Here is a 26,190-nt window from a genome sequence, read left to right on the forward strand (position 1 = left end):
GTCCATGCAACCACAGATTACCGTTTCCGCCAACGAGAGATTGATCCGCCGCGGCGCCGCAACGCTGGGGTGTCTGCTGGCCGCCGGGTGGATGCTGGGCGCCTGGGCCACGCTCGACCGCGCGCGTGCCCAGACCACGGTGGAAACCGCGACCGCCGCGCCGCAGGCCGTGCCGGGCTTCTGGGACCCGCGCCACCGTCCCGACCGTCCCGATCTATCCCGCCTCACCGTGATTCGGTTTTTGACGGAAACCGACTATCCACCCTTCAACTATACCGGTCCCGACGGCAATCCGGCCGGCTTCAATGTCGATCTGGCGCGCACCTTGTGCGAGGAGATCAAGGTCACCTGCACGATTCAGATGCGGCGGTTCGAGACGCTGGTGGACGCGCTGTCGAGTAACCGCGGCGACGCCCTCATCGCCTCCCTCGCCGTCACTCCCGAGTTGCGCAAGCGTATCGATTTCACCGATCCCTATTATCGGACGCCGGCCCGGTTCGTATCACGGCGCGACGCCGCCATGGCCGAGGTGCGCCCGGAATATCTGGAGGGGAAGAAGGTCGGCGTCGTCGCGGGGTCCGCGCACGAGGCCTATCTCAAGGTTTTCTTCACCGACGCCGAACTGCACGGCTACCCGAACGACGAGACGCTGCGGCAGGCGCTGCGGCAGAACGAGGTGGACTTCATTTTCGGTGACGCGATTTCACTGGCGTTCTGGATCAACGGCACGGATTCTGAAAGCTGCTGCGCGTTCAGCGGCGGCCCCTTTATCGAAAGCCGCTATTTCGGCGAAGGCATCGGCATTGCCGTGAGAAAAGGCAATGACGTGCTGCGGCAGGCGTTGAACTGGGCGCTCTTCCGAATCTGGGAGAGAGGCCGCTATACCGATCTGTGGCTGCGGTATTTTTCCGTCAGCCCGTTTTAAAGCGTGATTCCGAAAAGTGGGAACCGGTTTTCGGATAAGATCATGCTCAATCAAAGAGATACGGGTGGCGCGCCGGACGATGCCGCACGCCCTGGAGAGTATAATGTCAGACCTCATGTCCGCGGGCGATCTGCGTGCGCTCGCCGAGCAATCCAATGCGTGGCCGTTCGAGCAGGCGAAATTGATCGTCGCGCGTCTGAAGAAAACGCCGAAGGACGAGGTGCTGTTCGAGACCGGCTACGGCCCCTCCGGACTGCCGCATATCGGCACCTTCGGCGAGGTCGCGCGCACCACCATGGTGCGTCATGCGTTCCGGGTGCTGACGGAGGACAAGATCAAGACGCGGCTGCTCGCATTCTCCGACGACATGGACGGCCTGCGCAAGGTGCCGGACAATGTGCCCAACAAGGAGCTGCTGGCGCGGGATCTCGGCAAGCCGCTGACGAAGGTAGTGGATCCCTTCGGCACCCATTCGAGCTTCGGCGAGCATAACAACGCCCGGCTGCGCGCTTTCCTCGACACTTTCGGTTTCGATTACGAATTCGCCAGTTCGACCGCCTATTACACATCTGGTCGCTTCGACGTGACGCTTCTGAAGGTGCTTGAGAACATAGACAAGGTGATGGCGATCATGCTGCCGTCCCTGCGTGAGGAGCGCGCGGCGAGCTATTCGCCGTTCCTGCCCATCTGCCCGCGCACCGGCGTGGTGTTGCAGGTGCCGATATCCGCGCACGACGCCAAGGCCGGCACGGTTTCCTACGACGACCCAGAGACTAAAGAGCGCGTCACCGTGCCCGTCACCGGCGGGCGCTGCAAACTCCAATGGAAGCCCGACTGGGCGATGCGCTGGACCGCGCTCGGCGTCGATTACGAGATGGCCGGCAAGGACTTGATCGATTCCGTCAAGCTGTCCGGCAAAATCTGTTCGGCGCTCGGCGGCACGCCGCCGGAAGGCTTCAACTACGAACTGTTCCTCGACGACAAGGGCCAGAAGATTTCCAAGTCGAAGGGCAACGGCCTCACCATCGACGAGTGGCTGCGCTATGCCTCGCCGGAATCATTGTCGCTGTTCATGTACCGCGAACCGAAGGCGGCGAAGCGGCTGTATTTCGACGTGATTCCGCGCAACGTCGACGACTACCAGCAGTTCCTCGAAGGCTATCCGCGCCAGGATGCGAGGCAGCAGCTCGCCAATCCGGTCTGGCACATTCATGCCGGCCATCCGCCCTCGGCCGACATGCCGGTCACGTTCCAGTTGCTGCTGACGCTGGTCTCGTCCTCGAACGCGGAGAATGCCGAAACTCTGTGGGGCTTCATCGGCCGCTACCGGCCGGGCGTCACGCCGCAGACCCATCCGAAGCTCGATGCGCTGGTCGGCTATGCCATCAACTATTACCGTGACTTCGTGGCGCCGACGAAAACATTCCGCGAGCCGACCGCGAGCGAGCGCGCCGCCTTGCAGGACCTGCGCGAAGCGCTGTCGCAACTGCCCGCGGACGCCTCGGCCGAAGACATCCAGAACACGGTCTACGAGATCGGCCGCCGCGAACCTTTCCTCAATCACAAGAAGCCCGCCAGGGATGGTCGTCCCGGCGTCTCGCTCGACTGGTTCAACATGCTCTATCAGGTGCTGCTCGGTCAGGAGAAGGGACCGCGCTTCGGCTCCTTCGTCGCGGTCTACGGCGTGCAGAACGCCATCGCGATGATCGACGGCGCATTGGCGCGCGCGGATTAGAGCATGATCCCGAAAAGTGGAAACCGGTTTTCGGATGAGATCATGCTCGATAAAGAAAGTGAACGCTGGAGTCCCTCTCCATCGGGTCATTTGATGCGAACAGATTTGAAGCGAGGCTTTTTGAAGCAGACTTGGAGCGAAGAATGCTGACGCGGGTTGCGGCGGTGCTGGCCGCCATTTGGGGGGCGGGCTTGCTCGGGATCGGATCGGCCGAGGCGCGGCCTGAGATGGTCGGCTATCAGGGCGGCTATGCGCCCGGCACCATCGTCGTGAAAACCAGCGAGCGCCGGCTGTATCTGATCATCGATTCGGACCGCGCTCTCCGATATCCCGTCGGAGTCGGCAGGGCCGGCAAGCAATGGAGCGGCGCCGCGCGCATCGAGGGCAAATATCGCAACCCGGCATGGGCGCCGCCGGCGGAGGTCAAACGCGACAATCCGAGAATTGCGGACGTGATCCCGGGCGGTTCGCCGGCGAATCCGATGGGCGTCGCCGCGATGACTCTCTCCGGCGGCGGGCAATACGCCATTCACGGCACCAACCGGCCAGGGTCGATCGGCCGCTTCGTGTCCTACGGCTGCATCCGCATGTATAATGCCGACATCGACGATCTCTACCGGCGCGTGTCGGTCGGCACGCCGGTGGTGGTGACGCAGCGCTGATCGGATTCCTTTACGGCGAATCCGGAATAGCCGACGCGCGACTGCGCCGGCTTCCGAACCGCTGGCCGACAACGATCGTCTGGTTCGTTGTCACGACGACCGGTTGAGCGTATAGACCGGCAATCCTCCGTTCCGGCACGACAGTTTCAATTCACATCGACCGAGCCCGAAAGCCATGCCTGAAGATATAAAAGTCCGTCAAAGGGCTTTCGAGATCATCAAGACCAGATCATTCGGCCGCGGCAACATCAAACTGGCCTCCGGAAAAACCAGCACGTTCTACTTCGATATGAAACCGACGATGCTGGCTCCTGAAGGGGCCCATGTCCTGTCCGAGCTCATTCTGGCGCGGCTTGCCGGCCAAGGCATCGACTATATCGGCGGGCTGGAGATGGGAGCGGTGCCTCTGATCTCGACCGTCAGCCTTCTCAGCCACATCAGGAATGAACCGCTTCCAGGCTTCTTCGTTCGCAAGGACGTCAAGAAGCACGGAACCCGGAAACTCATCGAGGGTCTCCCCGTCGATGATCTTCGCGGCAAGAGGGTCGTCATCCTGGAGGATGTCACGACGAGCGGCGCGTCCGCCATGATCGCGGTCTCGGCCGCGCAGGCCGAGGGCGCGGAAGTCGTGATGGTTCTGTCGATCGTCGACAGGGGCGAGGGAGCCATGGCTCTCTATAAAGAGAAAAGCATTGAATTCGATTCGCTGTTCAAGGCGGAAGAATTCCTGGCTTCCTAACGCTCCTTCTGAAAGGCCGTCCGTCCGATAATCACCGGCTTGCGCCGTTGCACCAGCTTTCGCGACGGCCGCCATGATAGACGCGGGCGAGGCCGCTCGCCAGCATCGCCGCCGAGACATCAGGCGTTCGCGCCGTAGCGGCGTCGGCGACCACGCGCCCTTGATATTTGTCGGGCCCGATATTGGCGATGGTGACGCCGCCCTCGCCGAGCAGATCGCGCAACCGGGCGCTAGCGGCTTTCGCCAGCCGGAACTCCTCGGCGCAGGAAGCTTTCATTTCCGCGGTGTCGATGCCGCGCAGCCGCACCCGCGTGGTCATGTCGAGGCCGGGCCACAAATGCACCAGCGCCTCGAAGGTGTCGCCGTCGATCGTCCTGATCACGTCGGCCTGGTGCCGCCCCGCCGCATCGGCGGCGCGAGCCCAGATCGCCCGTGCCTCCGTGGGCGTCCGGGGGTTGACCGCCCGTGGTGCGTCGATCCAGCTTCGGATCGGGAGCATGGCGCCGGCCGCCACGCCCACGATAAAGATCCATGGCAGAACCGGCGACAACAGGTTGCGTCGGCGAGGCCCGGACCATGCATTTATTCTGCTGTATGGGTACATATTCCTAACATAGAGTGAGTCGCGCCGCCCGGCAAGTCTGCGCGAGCGGCGATCGGAGCGAAAAGCGCGCCGCTCGGAGCATGGTCCGTTCAAGTTGAAACGGACCATGCTCCGGAGATCACTATCCGGTCGCATTTTCCCGCGGCGAAGCGGAAACCGGTTCGCGTGAAGAAAGCGCGTCAAAACAAGATCATAGAGCCTCGCTTCTGATTCCATCAGAAGCGAAAAGGCTCTAGAAATCCGATGCGATGCCGCCGCGTTCCCAGTCGCCGAACCGGGTCGGTTCGGGACCTTCCGGCCCCTGAATCTCCTTGGGCGGCGCTGACGCATCGGTCTGCGCGGCGCGGCGAGCTTCCGCTTCGGCGAGCGCGCGCCGGGCTTCTGGAGAAAGCTGCTTGCGGGAGCGGGTCTCTCCGGTCCGCGATGACGCGGAAGGCTCATCGATCATGTCATCCTCCGATCGGCGCGACGAACGTATCGCGTGAAAAATTACCTCCACGGATCATGCCGCGAAAAACGCGAAGAGCGTGACGATTCTTATATTTGGCATATTCGCGTGTCACGAATTCGGACTGCCGCGGCGGGCGCACATCAAATGCGTCCACCGTCCCTGATTCCCTTAAGCGATGTGCCTGCCTCATGCCGTCCACCAGATTCGCGCCGCCGACCGAAGCTCCGGGCCTCGCGGCCCGGCGCATCGCAGCGGATATCCTCGACGGTGTCCTGCATAAGCGACGCACCCTCGACGAACAACTCGAAGGCCCGACGGCGCATCCCGGCCTGAAAGCGCTTGCCGACCGCGACCGCGCCTTGATGCGACGCCTGGTGGCGACGATCCTGCGCCGGCTCGGCACCCTCGGTCATTTGCTGTCGCGGCTGCTCGATCGCGGCATTCCGACCGATGCGCCGCGCGCGCAGAGCGCGCTTCTGATCGGGGCGGCGCAGATTCTGTGGATGGATGTGCCGGATCATGCCGCGGTCGATCTGTCGGTGCGGCTCGTGCAATCCGATCGCCGCGCGGCGAAATATGCCGGATTGGTCAACGCGGTGCTGCGCCGATGCGCGCGCGAAGGCCAGTCCCTGATCGAGGAAGTCCGCTCGGAATCGCTCGATACGCCGTCATGGCTGATGGCGCGCTGGAGCGGCTACTACGGCGAGGGCACCGCGAAAGCGATTGCCGCCGCGATCAGCCATGAGCCTGCCCTCGATCTCACCGTCAAAGCGAACGCCGCTCACTGGGCGACGCGGCTGCACGGCGAAACCTTGCCGACCGGAACGGTTCGCACCTCGTTGCACGGCTCGGTGACGATGCTGCCGGGATTCTCCGAGGGGCAGTGGTGGGTCCAGGACGCCGCCGCCGCGCTGCCCGCGCGCCTGTTCGGCGATCTCAGAGGACGGCGGGTCATCGACCTCTGCGCGGCGCCCGGCGGCAAGACCGCCCAACTCGTACAGGCCGGCGCGGAGGTGACCGCGATCGACCGGTCGCCGAACCGGGTGGCGCGGCTGCGCGAAAATCTTGGCCGTCTGTCGCTGGACGCGCGATCGCTCGTGGCCGACGCCATCGAATGGCAGGATGATGTCGCGGGCGACGGTTTCGACGGCGTGCTCGTCGACGCGCCTTGTTCCGCGACCGGCACCATCCGCCGTCATCCGGACGTGGCCTGGCTCAAGCAGGATTCCGATATCGCGGCGCTGACCGCCTTGCAGCAAAGGCTCCTGAACAAGGCGATCACGCTGCTCAGGCCCGGCGGAACGCTGGTCTACTGCACCTGTTCGCTGGAACCCGAGGAGGGTGAGCAGGTCGTTGCCGCGCTGCTTGCGACCGACACGGGGATCCGGCGCGTGCCGGTCAGCGCGGACGAAGTGGCGGGGCTCGCGGATATCGTGACGCCCGAGGGCGATCTGCGTACGTTGCCCTGCCATCTCGCGCATGATGATCCCACGCTCGGCGGATTAGACGGCTTCTACGCGGCGCGATTGACCAGGTCCTGATTCGCAAGGCGGAAGCGGAGATTCGCGGCATTTCAAGATGGTGCGTTGCCGGCCTTTCCGGATTAAAAGGATTCAGTCCTCATCTCCGCAAAGGGATTCGCGGCAATCCCCACATCGAAGGCGCGCGTGTCGGTCGCTCATCGCAGACGCATTTCAGCTCTGGTCGTCAGCCGTTTCGCGCGCCGGACGATGGCGCGCGCCGGCGACGGGCCTGCGGCGCTTTCGCGGCTATGGCCCGGCCGCGCCGACCGCCTGACCATCGCGCCGCACGACCTTCGGACGGCCGACGCCACCCGCGCCGCCGAGATCTATGCCGGCCGCTTCGTGTTCGCGGGCAAGATCGTCACCTGTCACTCCCGCTCGGTCTTCGACCTCGAACCGCCGTCCGAGGACTGGGAAGCCGCGCTGCTGGGCTTTGGCTGGCTGCGGCATCTGCGCGCCGCCGACACCGCGATCACCCGCGCCAACGCGCGATCGCTGGTAGAGGACTGGATCTCGAATCCGGCGCGCAGGCGGCCGGCGTGCCGGCGCGCCGACGTCATGTCGCGGCGCGTGATCTCGCTGCTGTCGCAGGCCCCGCTCGTGCTCGGCGAGGCGGACGGAAAGTTCTATCGCCGCTATCTGCGCGCGCTTGCCCGTGACATCCGCCTGCTTCGCTTTGGTTTGCACGATGCTCCTGACGGGGTGTCACGGCTGCAGGTCGTGATCGCGTTGTGTTACGCTTCACTGTGCCTTGCCAACCAGGCCCGCACCATCCGCAGCGCGACCCGCAAGCTCTCCGAGGAACTGCGGCGGCAGATCCTGCCCGACGGCGGTCATGTCTCGCGCAATCCCGGCGCCCTGATCGAACTGCTGATCGACTTGCTCCCGCTGCGGCAGACCTTCGCCGCGCGCAACATCGCGCCGCCGCCGGCGCTCTTGAACGCCATCGACCGCATGATGCCGATGCTGCGCTTCTTCCGCCACGGCGACGGCAGCTTCGCGCTGTTCAACGGCATGAGCAGCACGCCGTCCGACCTTCTGGCGACGCTCCTCGCCTATGACGACACCCGCGGCATACCGATGGCCAGCATGCCGCATACGGGCTTTCAGCGGATCGACGCCGGCGCGACGATCCTGATCGTCGATGCCGGGCTGCCGCCGCCGCCGAACCTCAGCGAGGAAGCTCATGCGGGCTGCCTGTCGTTCGAGCTGTCCTCCGGACTGAACCGGATCGTCACAAATTGCGGAATGTCCTCGACCGGACGCGACACATGGCGCGTGTTCGCGCGCTCGACAGCCGCGCACTCCACGCTGGTCTGCCATCAGACATCCTCGTGTCAGTTCGTCGAACAGTCGGCGATGAAGCGGCTGCTCCAGGGGGCGCCGATCGTCAGCGGTCCGGCCCATGTCGAAAGCCTTCGCGAAACCATCGACGGCGGCGAGCGGCTGACGGCTTCGCATGACGGTTATCTCGCGCGGTTTGGCCTGATCCACCGACGCGTGCTGACGATGGCGCATGACGGCTCGCGGCTGGAGGGCGAGGACATGCTGGAGCCGGCCCCCGGCGGCCGCATCAAGGGCAGCCAGATTCGTTACGCATTGCGGTTTCACCTGCATCCGTCCGTGAAGGCCACTCGCCTCGATGATGCGCATGGGGTGATGCTGGTGTTGCCGAACCGTGAGGTCTGGACGTTCGAGGCGACTCAAGACCGGGTCGAGCTTGAGGACAGCGTTTTTCTCGCCGGCAACGACGGTCCGCGGCGCACGGTGCAGATCGTGATCCACCAGAATGCGCGGGAAGTCTCACGGGTGCGCTGGGGTTTCGTGCGCTCGGCCACCTCGGCCGCGGCCACCAATGCTCGCCGTCAGGCACGGCGCGAGCCGGAATTGCCGCTGTAGGCGCGCATTCCGTCCGTGGTCGGCGCCTGCACATCGGACAACGCCGGTTTCATGCGCTGCGAAATCATGTTAACGGGCGGCCTTGATTTCCCCAGGATCGTCCTCATGACCGACCGACCCCGCCGCGTGACCCGCGCCTTGCTTTCCGTTTCCGACAAGACCGGCCTGACCGAGTTCGCCCGCGCGCTTGCCGACCTCGGCGTCGAACTGGTCTCGACCGGCGGCACCGCCAAGGAAATCGCGGCGGCGGGATTGAAGGTCAGTGACGTCTCCGACCTGACGGGTTTTCCCGAAATGATGGACGGCCGGGTCAAGACGCTGCATCCGAAGGTGCATGGCGGCCTGCTCGCCATCCGCGACAACGCCGATCATGCGAAGTCCATGAAGGACCACGGCATCGCCCCGATCGATCTTTTGGTCGTCAATCTCTATCCGTTCGAATCAACGGTCGATAAAGGCGCCGCCTGCGAGGAGTGCATCGAGAATATCGACATCGGCGGCCCCGCGATGATTCGCGCCGCCGCCAAGAACCATGATGACGTAGCGGTCGTGGTCGAACCGCAGGATTATCAGGCGGTGCTTGACGAACTCAAGGCCAACGCGGGCGCGACGACGTTGAGCTTGCGCAAGCGCCTCGCCGCGAAAGCCTACGCCCGGACCGCCGCCTATGATGCGGCGATCTCCAACTGGTTCGCGGTGCAGCTTGAGACCGATGCGCCCGACTATCGCGCCGTCGGCGGCCGTCTCGCGCAGAGGTTGCGCTATGGCGAGAATCCGCACCAGACCGCCGCGTTCTATCGCACGCCGGAGCGGCGCGCCGGCGTAGCCACCGCGCGGCAGTTGCAGGGCAAGGAACTGTCCTACAACAACATCAACGACACCGACGCGGCTTACGAGTGCGTCGCCGAATTCGATGCGGCGCGCACCGCGGCCTGCGTCATCATCAAGCACGCCAATCCCTGCGGTGTCGCGGAAGGCTCAAGCCTCACCGAAGCCTATCGCCGGGCGCTCGCCTGTGACCAGACCTCGGCCTATGGCGGCATCATAGCCTTCAACCGCACCATCGACGCCGACGCCGCCAATGCGGTGGCCGGCATCTTCACCGAAGTCATCATCGCGCCCGATGCGACCGAGGAGGCGATCGCGGTCATCGGCAAGCGCAAGAACCTGCGGCTGCTGCTGGCCGGCGGCCTGCCCGATCCGCGCGCGCGCGGCCTGACCGCGAAGACGGTCGCCGGCGGGCTTCTGGTGCAGGGCCGTGACAACGCCGTCATTGATGATATGTCACTGAAGGTCGTCACGAAGCGTCCGCCGACCGAGGCGGAGATGCGCGACCTGCGGTTCGCCTTCCGTGTCGCCAAGCACGTCAAGTCGAACACCATCGTCTATGCCAGGGATCTCGCCACCGTCGGCATCGGCGCGGGCCAGATGAGCCGCGTCGATTCCGCGCGCATCGCCGCGCGCAAGGCGGAAGATGCGGCGCGCGATCTGAAGCTCGCCGAGCCCTTGACCAAAGGCTCGGTCGTGGCGTCGGATGCGTTCTTTCCCTTCGCCGACGGCATGCTCGCCTGTATCAAAGCCGGCGCCACCGCGGTCATCCAGCCCGGCGGCTCCATGCGCGACGAGGAGGTGATCAAGGCCGCCGACGAGCATGGCATCGCCATGGTGTTCACCGGCGTCAGGCATTTCCGTCATTAGAGCGGCCGCCGGTCAAATGGAATCAGCGCCGCCGCTCCAGTTAATTGATTGAGCATCGGATTTATCCCGAAACCGGTTCCCACTTTCGGGTCCGATGCTCTAGAGCATGATCCCGACTCGAAGGGCCGCGCCAGCGCAAAGTGGAAACCGGTTTTCGGATAAGATCATGCTCCATCAAAAAGTTAAGGCTAGAGCGTTTTCGAGCCGAACCAAACGGATGAGATCGGTGGCAGGCGGAGCGTTGCTGCTCCTTGGCGTGTCGTCGCTGCCCGCGCTCGCGGATGACGGCAAGGGCATCACCAGGCCGCCGGGCCGAGCGACATCCTGCACGCCGTGTCACGGTCGGAACGGAGAAGGACAGCCGGTGCGTGGCATTCCACGCCTTGCCGGTCTCAACGCGGACTACTTTGAACGTCAGCTCGCGAGTTTCAAGAACGCCACGCGCAGAAACCGCATCATGCTGATGATCGCATCGGATCTGTCGGACGACGAAAGCAGGGCGCTCGCCAGCTACTATGCGGGCATGTCGACACCGAAACCCCAAACCGCGCCCGCCGATCGAGCCGTGATCGCGGCCGGAGCGGAGCTTGCCGCGAACGGCGATCCGTCGAAAGACCTGCAGGGGTGTGGGCAGTGCCACGGCGCCGATGGCCTCGGCGCGGGAGCGGATTTTCCCCGTCTCGCGGGACAATCGGCGCTTTATATCGAGAAGGCGCTTCGGTCGTGGAAAGCCGGTGATCGCAAGAACGATCCCGGCGGCGTGATGGCTGATGTCGCGAACAAGCTGACCGACGACCAGATCAAAAGCGTTGCCGCCTATTACGAGAGCCTGCCCATTGCGGCGGCGGCCCCGGCTCCGGAAGCCAACAAGCCGTGATCCGATTGCGGGCGGCTAGAGCATGATTGCTTTTGATTGAATCAGAAGCGAGGCTCCATGATATTGATTTGACGCGTTTTCTTCACGCGAGCAGGTCACCCACTTCGCTCGAAAACGCTTTAATCCCGCACGCGCGACAGTAGCGCAAGCCCGGCGACGAAGAATAGCACCAGCACCGCCATGCCCGCTTTCTGGCTTGCGGTGACGGCGGTGATGAAGCCGATCAGCAGCGGACCGACGAACGACGTCACTTTTCCGGTCAGCGCGAACAATCCGAAGAACTGGGTGATGCGCTCCTTCGGCGCCATCCTTATCAGCAGCGTGCGCGAGGCCGCCTGTAAAGGTCCGCCCGCGCCGCCGATCAGGCATCCGAGGATGAGATAGGCCTTCTCCGCCGGTGCGGCGAACAGGCCGCCGCCAGGCGAGGGCGGCGTCACGCTCACGAACAGGATCGAGTCCTTGTCCACCATCAGGATCATGATGATCGACAACAACAAGACCGTCATGCTGGTCGCGATGACGGCCTTGGGCCCCACCCGATCGTCGAGCTTGCCGCCGATCCACGCGCCGAGCGCGCCGGCGATCGCAAGCAGCATCCCGAACGTTCCGATCTCGATGGTGTGCCAGCCGAACGTGCCCGCGGCATAGATCCCGCCGAACGCGAACAGCGACACCAGCCCATCGGTGTAGATCATGTTGGCCAGCAGGAAGGTCGCCAGCGATCGCCGTTGCGGCAGTTCGCGGAGCGTGCCGCGCAGCCCGATCAGTCCTTCGCGGAGCGCCATCCGCACCGAGCGCTTCGCAGGAAGATCGGGCGTCAGCAAGAACATCGGCAGGACGAAGATGATGAACCAGAGGCCCGTCAGCGGGCCGGTGATGCGATCGCCCTCGTGGGTGGCGGGATCGAGACCGAACAACGGAGTCATGCCGAACAGCGTCTTGCCGGTGGCGGGATTGGCGGCGAGGAAGCCCAGCACCAGGATCAGACTGAGGATGCCGCCGACATAGCCGGTGGCCCAGCCGGTCCCCGACAGGCGGCCGATCCTGTGCGGCGGCACCAGCGACGGCATCATCGCATTGTTGAACACGGTGGCGAACTCGACGCCGATGGTGGCGATGCCGTAGGCGATCAGCAGCGGCAGGATCACGCCGGGGTCGCCGGGCTTGCCGATCCACATCAGGCTGGAGCCGATCACCAGCAGCGCGCCGAAGGCCGCGATCCACGGCTTGCGCCGGCCGTTGGCGTCGGCGATGGCGCCCAGCACCGGCGAGGCGAGCGCGATCACGAGGCCGGCCGCGCCGGTCGCGAATCCCCACAGCGATTGCCCCTCGGCGGGGGTCGCCGCCACGAAAGTCGCGAAATACGGCGCGAACACGAAGGTCGTGATCAGCGTGAAATAGGGCTGCGCCGCCCAATCGAACATGATCCAGCTGTTGATGGCGGTGCGAGAGGCATAACGCTCTCCGGGTTCCGCGCCATCCGCCGGTAAGGCTGTCGTCACCGCCATGCCGATATGTTCATGCCCGGTATGTTCCGTCGAATCGCGTGAGGCGTCTGACCCTGCGCCTCAATTCCTATAGCATCGTTCCTGTTAACGACAACGAATCCTCCAGATACGGGACCAATGGATGATCCGCCGCGAGATACGCCGGTACGTATTTTTCCTGTTTGCGATGAGTGTAATCGTCGCATGGACGCCGTTGTCGTCGCTCGCCTTCGCGCAGGATGCGCGCGGCGCGGTCCCGGCGGTGACCTCCGACGCGATTCGTCCGGTCGCCGCCAAACACGGCATGGTGGTGGCGCAGGAGCGGCTCGCGGCCAGGATCGGCGCTGACGTACTCGCGCAGGGCGGCAATGCCGTCGATGCGGCGGTCGCGACCGGTTTCGCCCTGGCGGTCACCTATCCGCGCGCCGGAAACATCGGCGGCGGCGGGTTCATGCTGATTCACCTGGCCGATTCCAGCCGTGACATCGCCATCGATTATCGCGAGACCGCGCCAGGCGCGACCGGACGCGACATCTTCCTCGGCGCCGACGGCAAGCCCGACCCGGCGAAGTCGCGTGATTCCGCGCTCGGCATCGGCGTGCCCGGCACCGTCGCGGGACTGGCGCTGGCGCTCGACAGATACGGCTCCGGCAGGTTCACGCTTGCCCGCCTTCTTCAGCCCGCGATCACGCTGGCGCGCGAGGGGATCACGGTAGCCGACGACAGCGCCGACACGTTGTCGGGGTCGCATGACCGTCTTGCGCGCTGGCCGTCCTCGATGAAGATTTTCGCGCGTCCCGACGGCGCCGCCTTGCGCGAGGGCGATCGGCTGGTCCAGACCGATCTGGCCGCGACCCTGACCGCGATCGCCGGGCAGGGGCCGCAAGGTTTTTATGAAGGTCCGGTGGCTTCGAAGCTGGTGAAGGGGATCGGCGCGGCCGGCGGAATCATGACGCTTGAGGACCTCAAGTCCTATCGGCCGCTGATCCGGGAGCCGGTGCGGGGCAGGTATCGGGGCTATGACATCATCTCGATGCCGCTATCATCGTCCGGCGGCACCGTGCTCCTCGAATCGCTGAACATCCTCGAAGGCTTCCCGATGCGCGACCTGCATCAGGGATCGCCGGATTCGCTGCATGTGCTGGTCGAGGCGATGAAGCGCGCCTATGCGGATCGCGCGCGCCATCTCGGCGATCCCGCTTTCGTCAACGCTCCGGTTACGACCCTGCTTGCGAAAGACTACGCCGCGAAACAGCGCGCCTCGATCGACATGATGAACGCGACGCCGGCCGACGCCGTGCTCGCGTCGCCCCGCGAAGGAGACAACACCACGCATTTCTCCGTGGCCGACGCCTTCGGCAATGTCGTCAGCAACACCTACACGCTGAACTTCAGCTATGGCGTCGGACTGGTGGCGGAGGGCACCGGCGTCCTGCTCAACAACGAGCTTGACGATTTTACCGCAGCACCCGGCGCGGCGAACGCCTTCGGTCTGGTCGGGTTCGAGGCCAACCTGCCCGGTCCCGGCAAGCGGCCGCTGTCCTCGATGACGCCGACCATCGTTCTGAAGGACGGCAAGCCGGTGCTGGCGACGGGATCGCCCGGCGGCAGCCGCATCGTCTCCACGGTGCTTCAGGTGATCGTCAACGTGCTCGATTACGATATGAACATCGCCGCCGCCGTTCAGGCGCCGCGGCTGCATCATCAGTGGCTGCCGGATGAAGTCCGCGCCGAAGAAGGATTTCCCGATGGCGTCATCGCGGAATTGAGGGCGCGAGGCCACACCGTCGTTGTCCCGATGGGACAGACCTCGGCCAACTCCATCGCCATCACCCCGGATGGCTTGTTCGGCGCGCCGGATCCGCGGACCCGCGGGTCAAGCGCCGCCGGATATTGAGGTGATGACCTGCGCGGGCGCTGAGCCTCCACAAGGATTCGATCATGATGACCACGCAACCGCTGTGGCGGGCGTATGTCCTCTTCCTGATGCCGATGATGCTGAGCAACGTCCTCCAGTCGTTGTTCGGAACCGTCAACGGCATCTATCTCGGCCAGATGATCGGCGTCGATGCGCTCGCCGCCGTCTCCATCTTCTTTCCGGTGATGTTCTTCTTTCTCTCCTTCATCCTCGGACTCGGCGCGGGTTCGTCGATGCTGATCGGCCAGGCGTGGGGCGCGCGCGAAGCCGGCAAGGCTAAGGCGATCGCGGGAACCACGCTCGCCCTGACGTTGCTCGGCGGCGGCGTCATTGCGGTCGGCGGGGGACTGTTCGCGCGCGAACTGATGATGGCGCTGGCCGTGCCGTCCAACATTCTCGACGATGCGACGGACTACGCCCGCATCATGATGATCACCATGCCGGCGATCTTCACGTTCCTGCTCGCAACCGCGATGATGCGCGGCGTCGGCGACACGGTCACGCCGTTATGGGCGCTTGCGATCTCGACAGCGATCGGGCTCGTCGTGACGCCGGCGCTCATCCGCGGATGGTTCGGCTTGCCGCGGCTGGGCGTGGTCAGCGCGGCGATCGCGTCCGCGATCTCGGCGGTGGTGACGCTGCTGTGGCTCGGGCTGCACATGCGGTGGATGAACCATCCGCTGGCGCCCGATAAGGTGCTGCTGCGCGCGATGCGGCTCGATCGCGAACTGCTCGGCAAGGTGCTGCGTATCGGGATTCCGACCGCCGTCCAGCTCATGGCGATGTCACTCGCCGAGATCGTGCTGCTCGGCATCGTCAACGGCTTCGGCTCCGACGCCACGGCCGCCTATGGCGCCGTCAACCAGGTGCTGGGCTACGCGCAATTCCCGGCGATCTCGATCGCCATCACCGCGTCGATCTTCGCGGCGCAGGCGATCGGCGCGGGCGAGAGCGAACGGATCGGCGCGGTCGTGCGCACCGCGATGTGGCTCAACCTGTTGATGACCGGCGGTCTGGTCGTCCTTGGCTACCTGTTCTCACGGACCATCGTCGGGCTTTTCATCACCAGCCCGGAGGTGCTCGAACTGGCGCAGACGCTGCTGTACATCGTGCTCTGGAGCACGGTCCCGTTCGGCATGGCGTGCGTATTCGCCGCCACCATGCGGGCGAGCGGAACGGTGATGGTGCCGACGCTGCTGTCGATTCTCGCGATCGTCGTGGTCGAGGTGCCGGTCGCCATCGTGCTCAGCCGCCAGATCGGGGTCGAGGGCGTCTGGATCGCCTATCCGGCCGCGTTCTGCGCGATGATGGCGTTGCAAATGGCCTTCTATCTGATGGTCTGGCGCAAGCAGGAGATCAGGCGGCTGATCTGATGAAACAGCACAGGTCTTGCCTTGCGCAAGGATATCCACTTCGCCTGAAAATGCTCCGGACATAGACAAACAGGGAGCCCATCGATGCGCATTCTCGTCGTCGGGGCCGGCGCGACCGGCGGCTATTTCGGCGGCTGCCTGTTGCGGGCCGGTCAGGATGTAACCTTCCTGGTGCGCCCCAAACGCGCCACTGAGCTGGCGAGCGCCGGTCTTGTCATCCGTAGCCCGCACGGCGACTTCACGCTCGATAATCCGCCGACAGTGCAGGCCGATGGCGTGAGCGAGACATTCGATCTCGTTCTGCTGAGCTGCAAGGCGTTCGATCTGGAAGACGCGATCGCATCATTCGCGAGGGCCGTGGGACCGACGACAGCGATCGTCCCGCTGCTCAACGGGATGCTGCACCTGGAGACGCTCGACGCCGCGTTCAGCCGCGAGCGCGTGCTCGGCGGCCTGTGCTCGCTCGCGGTCACTCTCAACGAGAAGCGCGAGGTCGTCCATCTCGCGCCGATGCACTCGCTTCGCTTCGGCGAGCGCGACGGCGGTGCGAGCGAGCGCGTCCGGGCCATCGCCGAAGCTTTCGCCGGCGCAAGGTGTGGCGCGCAGCCGTCCGAAACCATCATCCAGGACATGTGGGAGAAGTGGGTGTTTCTGGCGGCGCTCGCCGGCGCGACCTGCGTGATGCGTGCATCCATCGGCCAGATCGTCGCCGCGCCCGGCGGCCGTGATTTCATGCTGGCCTTAACGGACGAGGCCGCCGGTATCGCGAAAGCGGCAGGTTATGCACCGCGCGAAGAATTCCTGAGCGGCGCGACCGCGATGCTGACGGCGGCGGGCTCGCAGCTCACCGCATCCATGTTCCGCGACATCGAGACCGGCGCCCGGGTCGAAGCCGACCATATCATGGGCGATCTCATCGCTCGTGCCGAAGCCGCGAAGCTCCCGGTGCCGAAGCTCCGCACCATCCATACGCATTTGAAGGCGTATGAGAACCGGCGGGGATGATGCGAGGTGCGCGCGCTGCCCGCCGGTGTTCAGACCCGCCGTGTTCAGAAGTCCAGGTCGACATAGGTGCGCGACGCCGGCACTCCCGCCAGCCATTCGCTCAGCAGCGGACGGAATGAGGGCCGCGACTTGATCCGCGCATACCACGCCTTCGCCGCCTCGTCCTCGGCCCATGGCACGTCGCCAAGGTAATCGATCGCCGACAGATGCGCCGCCGCAGCAAGGTCTGCATAGGTCAGCCGATCGCCGGCCAGATAGTTGCGCGTTCGCGCCAGCCAGCCGATATAGGCCAGATGATAGCGCACGTTCGTCCGCGCGGCGCGTATCACGTCGGTCTCCGGCGGACCGCCGCCGATCTCCTCCGCCATGAAGCGCTTGTAGATGCGTTCGGTCACGAGCGGGCTCGAGACCTCCTCGAAGAATTTCTCGTTGAACCACGCCATCAGACGGCGCACCTCGATGCGCTCGGGCATCGAGGTCGGCAACAGCCGGCGCTCGCCGACGCGTTCGCCATAGGTCTCGTCGAGATAGTCCGCAATGATCGCGGCGCCGGGAACCGCCGGGATGCCTTCGGCGATCAGCACCGGCGTGGTGCCCGCCGGATTGAGTCTCAGGAAAGCTTCACGCCGCTCCCACACCCGCTCTTCCACCGGCCTGACATCGAGTCCATGCTCGCCGAGAATCAGGCGAATAAAGCGCGATTGCGGACAGAATGGATGATGCAGCAGCGTGAACATGGCGCCCTTGATAGGTTTGCGATGCTTAAGAAAGTATCTCTAAAGCGTTAACGGCGATCGCTTCCGACCTGTCGGGCAGCGGGCGAATCCGTTCTCGCCGCCGCCTCCATTCCATGCATGCGAAGCCTGCGGAAACCGAATCCGAACGGAATCGGAGAATGTGTCCGTCGTCTTCATGTATTTTGGGCATTGCTGCTCTGCGGCGAATAAGCGAGAAGGACCAACCGTTCGCAGTCGAATAGAACTCAGAACAGGCTATTTTCATGATTTCCGATGCGATCAGAGCCGTGATTCTCGGCATCATCGAGGGCGTCACCGAATTCCTGCCGGTGTCCTCGACCGGCCATCTGCTGCTGGCGGAGCGCTTCTTCGATCTCGGTTCGGGGAACTTCTGGGACACGTTCACAGTGCTGATTCAGCCTGGCGCGATTCTGGCGATTGTGGTCATCTATTTTGCCAAACTGTGGCGGGTCGCGCTCGGCATGTTCTCCAATCCCGCGGACCGGCGCTTCGTCATCGGCGTGCTCGCGGCCTTCCTGCCCGCGGTGATCGTCGGACTGATCGCAGGCAAATACATCAAGGAACTGCTGTTCAATCCGTGGGTGGTGTGCTTCTCGCTGATCGTCGGCGGCGCGGTGCTGATGTGGGTCGATCAGCTCGATCACCGGCCGCGCGAACACGACGCCACGGCGTTTCCGCTGCCGATGTATGTCTGGATCGGAATCGCGCAATGCGTCGCGATGATTCCCGGCGTGTCGCGCTCCGGCGCCACCATTGTCTCTGCGATGCTGCTCGGCGCCGACAAGCGCGCGGCGGCTGAATTTTCGTTCTTCCTCGCGATTCCCACCATGACCGGCGCCTTCGCCTATGACTTCTACAAGAACCACGCCGACATGACGACCGACGATCTCGGGACCGTCGCGATCGGCTTCGTGGTGTCGTTCGTCACGGCGATCATCGTGGTCAAGGCGTTCCTGAGCTATGTCACGCGCAACGGCTTTACGTTCTTCGCCTGGTGGCGGGTGATCGTCGGCACGCTCGGTCTGATCGCGCTGGCGCTGGGACGGTAGAGCTGACGGGGAGCGAAACTCACGCGCCCTTCGGCGCGAACTGGCCGGCCTTGCGGAAGCGCCAGAGATATTGCGGCACCACGGCCTCCATCGAGTCCGGCGCGATGCCCAATCCTTGCAGCGTGAGGCCCGCGGCCGTCGCCGTGTTGGAAACGACGTTGTCGGTTCTGAGCAGCGCGACCTGGTCCGGCGTCAGCTTCAGGGGTCCCGGCGCGAACTGCAGGCCCATTGCCATGAGGCGGGCCATGAGGAACGGCACCGGCACCAGCATCCGCTCGCGCTCGATGACGCGCAGGATGATCCGCATGATCTCGCGCATCGAGAGCACGTCGGGACCGCCGAGTTCATAGACGGCGCCCGCCTTGGTTCTGCCGTCGACCGCGTCGGCCACGGCGGTTGCGACGTCGCCGACATGGACCGGCTGCATCCTGGTCGCGCCACCGCCGATCAGCGGCAGCATGGGCGATATCAGCGCGAGCGCCGCAAACCGGTTGGCGAACTGGTCCTCGGGACCGAACATCACCGACGGCCGCAGGATGGTCGCGGACGGCACCGCCGCCAGGACCGCCTTTTCTCCGGAGGCCTTGGCGCGGGCGTAGGCCGATGCCGATGCCGGGTCGGCGCCGATCGCTGAAACATGCACCAGGCGCGCGCCGGCGGCCGCGGCCGTCTCCGCGACGGTCGCCGCGCCTTTGGCCACCACGGCGTCGAACGTCTGCCGGCCGCTCTTGGTCAGGATGCCGACCAGGTTGACGGCAACTTCGGACCCCCGCATGGCCGCGCGGACCGACGCCGGATGGCGTAGATTGACCTGGACGGCATGGATCTGGCCGACCTTGCCGAGCGGTTGCAGATGCCCGGCCAGTTCGGGCCGCCGGACGCCGACCCGGATGCGGTAATCGCGTTTGGCGAGCGCGCGCACCACATATCGGCCGAGGAAGCCCGAGCCTCCGAAAACCGTGACGAGCGTGTCCGAATTCGATGCCATGATCTGGTCCTCAAAGGCGTTGGTATCAGGTCGAGAGAAGGGATATTCCGCCGTTCCGCGGCACGTCAACCGGCGGGCCGTCCAGCCCGCCATTCGAGCAACGCTTCAAGGATTTGACAAGCGCGCGCCCGATGCCTACTAACCCGCCCGGGCCCAGGTGGCGGAATTGGTAGACGCGCTGGCTTCAGGTGCCAGTGGCTGCAAGGCCGTGAAGGTTCGAGTCCTTTCCTGGGCACCACGAGGCTTCAAACGTTTGTTTGAAGGCAGAGTTTCCCGATCGTCGATGCTTTTGGCAAACTGATTGATGTCGGCATTCGTTGCTTGCTGGGCCGCCCGAAACATCCTCTGCCAATGCGCGCGGATTAGTGGCATACGGTTGTCCGGTTTTCTTGCTTATTCATCCATGCGTCAGGAGTGCATCGTTCATGGCTGTGTCCGATATCATGCTGGCGGCGAGGCTCAACGATCAGGCCGAACTCTTCAGGGAAAAGGGACGCTATGACGAGGCCGAGCCGCTCTACAAACAGGCGCTGGCGATCTTCGCCAAGGCGCGCGGGTTCGATCATCCTTCGGTCGCGCTGGCGCTGACCGATCTTGCCGAATTGTACACCCTCCAGAACCGCTATGACGAGGCCGAGCCGCTTTACCAGCGGGCGCTGGTGATCTGGAAGAAAGCCGTCGGGCCGCATCACCCGGATATCGTGCAGTCGCTGAACAGCCTGGCCAACCTGTACAGCGTCCAGGGTCGCTACGCCGAGGCCGAGCCGCTCTACAAGCGGGCGATCGCGATATTCGAGAAATCGCTCGGCGCCAATCATCCCTCGGTCGCATCGGCGCTGGACAATCTGGCCTCGATCTACAAGGCGGAAGCGCGTTACGCCGAGGCCGAGCCGCTCTACAAGACCGCGCTGGCGATTCGGGAGAAGTCTCTCGGTCCCGATCACCCCGATGTCGCGCGATCGCGGGATAATCTGGCCGGCCTTCCTGGCGCCCAGTAGGGTGCCGCCGGCGGTGCTTCAGAGCGTTTTCGCTTCTGGCTGAATCAGAAGCGAAGCTCTAGAAATGGTTGTCTGGTCGCATTTTCCGGCGAACCGGTATCCACTTCGCCGGAAAATGCTCTAGTTATTTTGACGCGTTTTCTTCACGCGAAGCGGCATCGATCCTCGGGTCAAGCGCGAGGACATGCTTCACTCGAAAACGCTATAGAAGCCACCGGTCCTTGCAGGATCAGCAGCCGAACTCCGGGATTGTGATCTGACGCAATGTGTTTACGGGGTTTCTCCCGCCACGCCGGATGAGGTCTGGGGCGGCAGGATTGCGTCGTCGGACGGCAGGTTCCGTGTCTTGCGCAATTCCCACAAGACGATCAGGACCGGCGATAGAAAAACCAGAAGAAGCCCGAAGACCACAGTTCCCAGAAGGATCGCTTTCAACGCCGACCATACGGCCAGCAGAAGATGCATCAGTATCTTCAGGACGAGGACCACCTCGCCATACACCATCGAGAAATATCCGAGGGCGTACATCACCATGCCCGCCAGGATCGACAGGGCCAGCGCCGGCACCAACAGCGCCAGCAGCCGGAAGTTCAGTATGGAAAGCATCTGCTTCTTGACGTCCGCCTGCATCGCTGCTTTCGCCTCCGGCTGATCAATTACCCGAATCGTATCGCTGAGAGGCCCGCTATGCAAGGATCAGGACGGCCTTTGGCGGGCCGAACTGCCTGCCGATAGGCTCAAATCCTGGACCTGACGACCTGGGGTCGTTGGATTCCATCGTTTTGCACGGCGGATTCGTATCGGTCCGTTGTTCTCGTCGATCTCGAATGCGCCCGTCTTTCTGACGAGGCGACTGAGCTTGCTGAAGCCATAGGTACGGATATCGAAATCCGAGAACAGTTTGGGTATTTGCTGCCCCACTTGACCGAGGCGCGCCCATCCATCCTCGCTTTCGATCCGCGAAAGCGCCTTGTTGAGGATCGGAACGGCGTCGCTCGGTGGCTTCAGCGCATTTGAGTTGGGCAGTATCGATGGCGAAACAGCTATTGGTTTGCGTGCGGGCTTTCTCGGAAGGAGGCTTTCAAGCGAGATGAACCTATTGCAAGCTCGCCGAAAGCAGTCCGGCGTTTTCTTTTCGCCGAACCCATAAACATTCGCGCCCTCACGCCGGAGTCGGGCGGCGAGACCTGTGAAATCGCTATCGGACGAGATCAGACAAAATCCATGGATCCGGCCGTCGTGCAAGAGGTCCATTGCGTCGATGACGATCGCCATGTCCGCCGAATTCCTGCCTTTCACCGCAGGATCACGCCTTTCGAGCGAATGATCAGGTAATACCTCGGTCCAGCCCTTTAGGTTCGGATCCGAGAGATTCCCATAGATGAGCCGGACCGGCGCGTCGCCCAGTTGGGCGATTTCCCTGAAGATACCGTCGGCAAATTTCGGCGGAACATTTTCAGCATCAATGAAAACGGCGAAACGTGGCAATCGCTGTCGTGGTTCGGCTTTCATCCGGCACCCTTGATCGAACTGCGCAATCTGCCGATCTTGCCTCGTTATCGTTGATATTATTGAAATCGGGTCGTTGTCGTGCATACAAACGAGGACTGGAGTTAGCGAAATCTTGCAGAATGATCCGGTATTTCCGGCCTGTTGAAGCTATTCATCAAGTCATTGGGCGTGATACGAGCCGGACGCTGGCCACCAGGTCTTTCAAAGGGATCGCGCCGCTCGTGTGTGAGAGCGCTTCAGCTTCTGACGGAATCAGAAGCGGAGCTTTATTTTCTTGATTTAACACGCTTTCTTCATTCGAACCGGTGCCCATCCCCGGATCAAGCCCGAGGACATGCTTCGTTCGACAACGCTATAGTCATTCAACGATATTTCAGCCGCCAATCGATTCGACGAAACCAGGACACCATGAAGGCCGAGACATAATGACCATCCGCCTGCACCGCGGCGACCTGCCGCATCAGGATCTTGCGCGCTACACCGGTTCGGCGGCGATCGATACCGAGACCATGGGGCTCAAGCCGCACCGCGACCGGCTGTGCGTGGTGCAGATGTCGCCGGGCGACGGTTCGGCCGACGTGATCCAGATCGCGCGCGGGCAGCGTGACGCGCCGAACCTGATCAAGCTTCTCAAAGACCCTGCCATCGTCAAGATCTTCCACTTCGCGCGATTCGACCTCGCCGCGCTGTACAACGCATTCGGCGTGATGCCCCGGCCGGTCTACTGCACCAAGATCGCCTCGCGGCTGATTCGCACCTACACCGATCGGCACGGCCTGAAGGATCTCGTGCGCGAACTGCTCAGCATCGACCTGTCGAAGCAGCAGCAATCGAGCGACTGGGGATCGCCGACCCTGAGCGACGCGCAGCTGGCCTATGCCGCGTCCGATGTGCTGCATCTGCACGCCTTGCGCGATAAGCTCGAGGCCACCCTGGCGCGCGAGGATCGCTCAGCGCTCGCGCAGGCGTGTTTCGAGTTCCTGCCGTCGCGGGCGATGCTCGATCTGGCCGGCTGGGAAACCGAAGACATCTTCGCGCACTCATAAGCCACGAATCGCACCGATGATCGCCGCCTTGCGGCCGGTCGTTACACCTTTCGCCCCCTTTCGGTCACACTCCTCGTTCTCGGTGGTGCCCGCTTTCGGGCGGATGCGATCAGGATGCGCCGTGATGTGCTGCCGCCGCACGAATGTCCGGGCTGCGAAGTCCCCCATTTCGGGATAGGATAATCAGAACAGGCCCCCTGGAGCAGCGGTGTACCCGGTTCAAAATCCCACCTACCAAGCCGGAATTCAGACCGGGCTGGAAGCCAGGTTCGCCCGCGCGGCCCGCCACAGCCGCATGGTGCGGACCCTGCGGATCGCGGTGCCGGCGGCGGTCGGGCTGGCGATGGCCGGGCTGATCGGCGTCGCGGCCTTCAACCCTTTTCGCACGCTGGCGAATCTGCCGCTCGATATGGATAATCTCGTGGTCTCCGGCACCAAGATTACGATGGAATCGCCCCGCCTTGCCGGTTTCACGCCCGACAAGCGGCCCTACGAAATGCAGGCCACGACGGCGACGCAGGACGTCGCCGATCCCGATCATGTCGAGCTGCACACCTTGCGCGCCAAGGTGCTGATGGAGGACCGCACGACGGTGACCCTGAATTCCCGCACCGGGGTGTTCAATACGAAAACGCAAGTGCTCGACCTGCGCAAGGATATCCTCATGCTGTCTTCGACCGGATACGAGGCGCGGCTGACCCATGCGATCGTCGATATGGGCCGGGGCACCGTTACCTCGGACCAGCCGGTGGATGTCAAGCTGCTGAACGGAACGCTGACCGCCGACACAATGCAGGTCACCGAAAAGGGCGACGTGGTGCGATTTGAGAACAATGTCGTCATGCACCTGGTGATGGATCGTGCTCCCGCAGATGCCGGCACGGGCGGTGATAAGGAATGATTTCGGCCGTGCAGAATCGTCGCCGCTTTTTTTTGCCGGCCTTCCGCATGGCGGTCCTGCTGCGCGGCGGCGTGGTCGCCGTCGCTTTGATGGCGGCCGGTGAAGCGGCCGCGCAAAGCACGGTGCAGGGTGTTCCTAACGCGATGCAGGGCTTCTCGCAGAATCGCGATCAGCCGATCCAGATCGAGGCCGCTACGCTCGAGATGCGCGACAAAAAAAAGGAGGCGACCTTCTCCGGCAATGTCAAGGTGGTGCAGGGCGACACCACGATGACGTCAAAGACGCTCGTCGTCTATTATCAGAGCAGCGATACGGCCAAGGGCGGCGCGCCGTCGAAGAAAAAACCCGCCGCCGTGGCGGCGCCGGCGCCATCGGGCGCGTCCTCGATCAAGCGGCTGGAGGCGAGGGGCAACGTGGTTGTGACCCAGAAGGATCAGGTCGTCACAGGCGATACCGCCGTGTTCGATACCACGACCAATCTGATCACGATGCAGGGCAAGGTCGTATTGACCCAGTGCAAGAACGTGTTGCGGGGGGATCGCCTTCTGGTCGATATGACCACAGGGGTCTCGCGAGTGGAATCCAATAGCGGCAGGGTCCAGGGTCTCTTCATCCAGGGCGACCAGGATTGCGCTTCCCCGGGGCCGGCCATCCCCCTTGCCCCTAAAAAACCCAGGTAACTTCGTGGTGTCCCGCCGGTCTGAGGGCGGGACTCCGATACTGACATTCGCAACAGGGTTCGTCGAATGGGATGCGAATGTGATAGCGTTTTCGAGCGAAGCATGTCCTCTGGACCGCCCTGGGACGAATACTGGTTCGCATGAAAAGATCGCGTCCGGACTACCGATCCGGAGCTTGGCTTTCGATTCAAATCGGAAGCGAAAATACCCTGGAATGAAAATACCCTGGAATCCGGTTACATGGTGAAACGACGAATCAGGCCCGCCGGGGAACGCACGCGAGCAACCGTGAGAGGCTGAACAGGCGCCCATGGTGGATATTTTCAATGTATTCCGCAAACGACCGCAAAAACGCGCGGCGCGGGGGATCGCGCGCACCCGGACGGACATCACGGCGCTCGGCGACGCCATCGGTGACATGCTGACCCATCCGGTGCGCGACGCGCCGCCGGTCGCTCGCGGATCTCGCCGCGACGCTCCGCCATCCCGGGCTCCGGCGCGCCCGGCGCCTGAAACTTCCCGGCCGGAAGCTGCCCGGCTTCGCGCCGCCTCCAGCGGGACTGCCGCGCCGCGGATGGCCACGCGTCCCGGCTACCTTGCCGTCCATGGGGTGGAAAAAAGTTTCGGCTCCCGCCAGGTAGTGCGCGGCGTCAGCATCTATGTCCGCCGGGGTGAGGCGGTCGGGCTTCTGGGTCCGAACGGCGCCGGCAAGACTACCGTGTTCTACATGATCACCGGCCTGATCCCGGCGGATCGCGGCGCCATCGAGCTTGACGGTCACGACGTGACCAGGCTGCCGATGTATCAGCGGGCGCGGCTCGGTATCGGCTACCTGCCGCAGGAAGCTTCGATCTTCCGTGGCCTCAGCGTCGAGCAGAACATCCGCGCCGTGCTCGAGGTCGTCGAGCCCAACAAGAAAAAACGCGAAGCCGAGCTCGACGCGCTGCTCGAGGAATTCAACATCACGCGCCTGCGCAAATCGCCATCGATCGCGCTGTCCGGTGGCGAGCGGCGGCGCGTGGAGATCGCGCGCGCGCTGGCGACACGTCCGAATTACATGCTGCTGGATGAACCCTTCGCCGGCATCGATCCGATCGCGGTCGGTGATATCCAGGATCTCGTGCGCCATCTGACCAATCGCGGGATCGGCGTGCTGATCACCGACCACAACGTCCGCGAAACGCTCGGCCTCACCGACCGCGCCTACATCGTTTATGCGGGCGAAATCCTGACCGAGGGCAGCCCCGAGGCGATCGTCAACGATCCCGACGTGCGGCGTCTGTATCTGGGCGAGGAATTCCGGCTGTAGAGCGGTCGGCAGACGTTCCCGGCCTGGTCCCTTCAGCGCGGTGTGCGATTCGG

Annotated in this window: 24 protein-coding genes and 1 tRNA gene; 18 read left to right on the top strand and 7 right to left on the bottom strand. The window is 63.8% G+C overall.

The window, feature by feature from the left end; translation table 11 throughout:
* The first annotated feature begins 4 nt into the window (after positions 1-4).
* From NWI_RS00795 to pyrE, 4 genes are all read left to right on the top strand, one after another.
* Entirely contained in the window at positions 5-925 is a 921-nt protein-coding gene (locus NWI_RS00795) for a transporter substrate-binding domain-containing protein (protein ID WP_011313487.1), read from the top strand.
* Positions 926-1,028: 103 nt separating this feature from the next.
* Positions 1,029-2,660, top strand: a complete 1,632-nt coding sequence (locus NWI_RS00800; RefSeq protein WP_011313488.1) for a lysine--tRNA ligase — start codon at positions 1,029-1,031, stop codon at positions 2,658-2,660.
* Between the two features lie 143 nt (positions 2,661-2,803).
* Complete coding sequence (locus tag NWI_RS00805; RefSeq protein WP_011313489.1) at positions 2,804-3,322, top strand: L,D-transpeptidase; 519 nt, start codon at positions 2,804-2,806, stop codon at positions 3,320-3,322.
* A 175-nt stretch (positions 3,323-3,497) separates the two neighbouring features.
* Positions 3,498-4,061 carry an orotate phosphoribosyltransferase gene (gene pyrE, locus NWI_RS00810; protein ID WP_011313490.1) on the top strand — a complete coding sequence of 188 codons (564 nt, stop codon included), beginning with the start codon at positions 3,498-3,500 and terminating at the stop codon, positions 4,059-4,061.
* Between the two features lie 31 nt (positions 4,062-4,092).
* Here the strand turns inward: pyrE and NWI_RS00815 are convergent, their stop codons facing one another.
* Together NWI_RS00815 and NWI_RS00820 are read right to left on the bottom strand one after the other, a co-directional pair.
* A complete protein-coding gene (locus NWI_RS00815) occupies positions 4,093-4,665 on the bottom strand; it encodes a thermonuclease family protein (protein ID WP_011313491.1) in 573 nt (190 codons plus the stop codon).
* A 232-nt stretch (positions 4,666-4,897) separates the two neighbouring features.
* Positions 4,898-5,113 (bottom strand): DUF1674 domain-containing protein, encoded by a 216-nt coding sequence (locus NWI_RS00820; RefSeq protein WP_041344634.1) that lies wholly within the window; start codon positions 5,111-5,113, stop codon positions 4,898-4,900.
* 191 nt (positions 5,114-5,304) lie between these two features.
* Here NWI_RS00820 and NWI_RS00825 point away from each other — a divergent pair, with 191 nt between their 5' ends.
* From NWI_RS00825 to NWI_RS00840, 4 genes are all read left to right on the top strand, one after another.
* Positions 5,305-6,657, top strand: coding sequence for an RsmB/NOP family class I SAM-dependent RNA methyltransferase (locus NWI_RS00825; RefSeq protein ID WP_011313493.1), 1,353 nt, complete (start codon positions 5,305-5,307; stop codon positions 6,655-6,657).
* Positions 6,658-6,783: 126 nt separating this feature from the next.
* Positions 6,784-8,538 (top strand): heparinase II/III family protein, encoded by a 1,755-nt coding sequence (locus NWI_RS00830; RefSeq protein WP_011313494.1) that lies wholly within the window; start codon positions 6,784-6,786, stop codon positions 8,536-8,538.
* 105 nt (positions 8,539-8,643) lie between these two features.
* Positions 8,644-10,236 (top strand): bifunctional phosphoribosylaminoimidazolecarboxamide formyltransferase/IMP cyclohydrolase, encoded by a 1,593-nt coding sequence (purH, locus tag NWI_RS00835; RefSeq protein ID WP_011313495.1) that lies wholly within the window; start codon positions 8,644-8,646, stop codon positions 10,234-10,236.
* 217 nt (positions 10,237-10,453) lie between these two features.
* Complete coding sequence (locus tag NWI_RS00840) at positions 10,454-11,113, top strand: c-type cytochrome (protein WP_041344635.1); 660 nt, start codon at positions 10,454-10,456, stop codon at positions 11,111-11,113.
* A gap of 119 nt (positions 11,114-11,232) precedes the next feature.
* On the opposite strand, the gene NWI_RS00845 is transcribed toward NWI_RS00840, so the two are convergent.
* Positions 11,233-12,621 (bottom strand): MFS transporter, encoded by a 1,389-nt coding sequence (locus tag NWI_RS00845; protein WP_011313497.1) that lies wholly within the window; start codon positions 12,619-12,621, stop codon positions 11,233-11,235.
* Positions 12,622-12,787: 166 nt separating this feature from the next.
* On the opposite strand from NWI_RS00845, the gene ggt reads away from it, so the two are divergent.
* The 3 genes from ggt (at position 12,788) to panE (ending at position 16,896) form a co-directional block, all read left to right on the top strand.
* Positions 12,788-14,497 carry a gamma-glutamyltransferase gene (gene ggt / locus NWI_RS00850; RefSeq protein ID WP_148203896.1) on the top strand — a complete coding sequence of 570 codons (1,710 nt, stop codon included), beginning with the start codon at positions 12,788-12,790 and terminating at the stop codon, positions 14,495-14,497.
* Positions 14,498-14,541: 44 nt separating this feature from the next.
* Positions 14,542-15,891, top strand: a complete 1,350-nt coding sequence (locus NWI_RS00855) for an MATE family efflux transporter (protein WP_011313499.1) — start codon at positions 14,542-14,544, stop codon at positions 15,889-15,891.
* Between the two features lie 84 nt (positions 15,892-15,975).
* On the top strand, positions 15,976-16,896 hold the full coding sequence (panE, locus tag NWI_RS00860; protein ID WP_011313500.1) for a 2-dehydropantoate 2-reductase: 921 nt from the start codon (positions 15,976-15,978) through the stop codon (positions 16,894-16,896).
* 44 nt (positions 16,897-16,940) lie between these two features.
* Here the strand turns inward: panE and NWI_RS00865 are convergent, their stop codons facing one another.
* Positions 16,941-17,633 (bottom strand): glutathione S-transferase family protein, encoded by a 693-nt coding sequence (locus tag NWI_RS00865; protein ID WP_011313501.1) that lies wholly within the window; start codon positions 17,631-17,633, stop codon positions 16,941-16,943.
* 263 nt (positions 17,634-17,896) lie between these two features.
* On the opposite strand from NWI_RS00865, the gene NWI_RS00870 reads away from it, so the two are divergent.
* Entirely contained in the window at positions 17,897-18,703 is an 807-nt protein-coding gene (locus tag NWI_RS00870; RefSeq protein WP_011313502.1) for an undecaprenyl-diphosphate phosphatase, read from the top strand.
* Positions 18,704-18,722: 19 nt separating this feature from the next.
* Here the strand turns inward: NWI_RS00870 and NWI_RS00875 are convergent, their stop codons facing one another.
* The gene (locus tag NWI_RS00875) at positions 18,723-19,691 is read right to left on the bottom strand and encodes a complex I NDUFA9 subunit family protein (protein WP_041345268.1); all 969 of its coding nucleotides are present in this window, start codon (positions 19,689-19,691) and stop codon (positions 18,723-18,725) included.
* Positions 19,692-19,842: 151 nt separating this feature from the next.
* Here NWI_RS00875 and NWI_RS00880 point away from each other — a divergent pair.
* Positions 19,843-19,929, top strand: a tRNA-Leu gene (locus tag NWI_RS00880).
* 187 nt (positions 19,930-20,116) lie between these two features.
* Positions 20,117-20,689: a tetratricopeptide repeat protein gene (locus tag NWI_RS00885; RefSeq protein WP_011313504.1), complete on the top strand. Its 573-nt coding sequence runs from the start codon at positions 20,117-20,119 to the stop codon at positions 20,687-20,689.
* A gap of 270 nt (positions 20,690-20,959) precedes the next feature.
* On the opposite strand, the gene NWI_RS00890 is transcribed toward NWI_RS00885, so the two are convergent.
* Positions 20,960-21,319 (bottom strand): hypothetical protein, encoded by a 360-nt coding sequence (locus NWI_RS00890; RefSeq protein WP_011313505.1) that lies wholly within the window; start codon positions 21,317-21,319, stop codon positions 20,960-20,962.
* A gap of 66 nt (positions 21,320-21,385) precedes the next feature.
* Entirely contained in the window at positions 21,386-22,201 is an 816-nt protein-coding gene (locus NWI_RS00895) for an NYN domain-containing protein (protein WP_011313506.1), read from the bottom strand.
* A gap of 425 nt (positions 22,202-22,626) precedes the next feature.
* On the opposite strand from NWI_RS00895, the gene NWI_RS00900 reads away from it, so the two are divergent.
* The 4 genes from NWI_RS00900 (at position 22,627) to lptB (ending at position 26,137) form a co-directional block, all read left to right on the top strand.
* Positions 22,627-23,247, top strand: coding sequence for a ribonuclease D (locus NWI_RS00900; RefSeq protein WP_011313508.1), 621 nt, complete (start codon positions 22,627-22,629; stop codon positions 23,245-23,247).
* A gap of 208 nt (positions 23,248-23,455) precedes the next feature.
* Entirely contained in the window at positions 23,456-24,148 is a 693-nt protein-coding gene (gene lptC / locus NWI_RS00905; protein WP_011313509.1) for an LPS export ABC transporter periplasmic protein LptC, read from the top strand.
* Between the two features lie 47 nt (positions 24,149-24,195).
* Entirely contained in the window at positions 24,196-24,828 is a 633-nt protein-coding gene (locus NWI_RS00910; RefSeq protein ID WP_148203743.1) for an LptA/OstA family protein, read from the top strand.
* 310 nt (positions 24,829-25,138) lie between these two features.
* The gene (gene lptB, locus NWI_RS00915) at positions 25,139-26,137 is read left to right on the top strand and encodes an LPS export ABC transporter ATP-binding protein (RefSeq protein WP_011313511.1); all 999 of its coding nucleotides are present in this window, start codon (positions 25,139-25,141) and stop codon (positions 26,135-26,137) included.
* Positions 26,138-26,190 lie beyond the last annotated feature (53 nt).

The sequence above is a fragment of the Nitrobacter winogradskyi Nb-255 genome, assembly GCF_000012725.1.
GTDB lineage: Bacteria > Pseudomonadota > Alphaproteobacteria > Rhizobiales > Xanthobacteraceae > Nitrobacter > Nitrobacter winogradskyi.